This is a genomic window from Burkholderia anthinoferrum (genome assembly GCF_002925705.1).
Lineage (GTDB): Bacteria > Pseudomonadota > Gammaproteobacteria > Burkholderiales > Burkholderiaceae > Burkholderia > Burkholderia semiarida.
The window spans coordinates 1-320 of sequence record NZ_LFZP01000095.1 but is presented as its reverse complement, the minus strand read 5'-3'; the positions used below and the strand labels follow the sequence as shown (position 1 = coordinate 320).

Genomic DNA, 320 nt, shown 5'->3' with positions numbered 1-320 from the left:
CCGCCAGTCGGATTGCCAACGCCGCCCAAGGCGCCCGTCACCGTACCGACTGCGCCGCTTGCCGCGTTGCCCACCGTCCCGACAATGCCGCCGAGACCGCCGGTCCCGCCACCACCGATACCACCCAGTGCGCCAGTCAGCGTTCCGACTGCACCTGTTGCCGTGTTCGCCACGGTCCCGACGAGACCGCCAAGCCCACCCGTCGCACCGCCACTTCCGCCAAGACCACCGAGCGCACCGGTTACCGTACCAACTACGCCACCAAGCCCGCCAGTCGGATTGCCAACGCCGCCCAAGGCGCCCGTCACCGTACCGACTGC

The 320-nt window shown here is 70.0% G+C and carries 1 protein-coding gene; it reads left to right on the top strand.

The features are described 5' to 3' along the window. A partial coding sequence (locus tag C5F75_RS37060) for a hypothetical protein (protein WP_219817261.1) occupies positions 1-320 on the top strand: 320 nt, incomplete at both ends.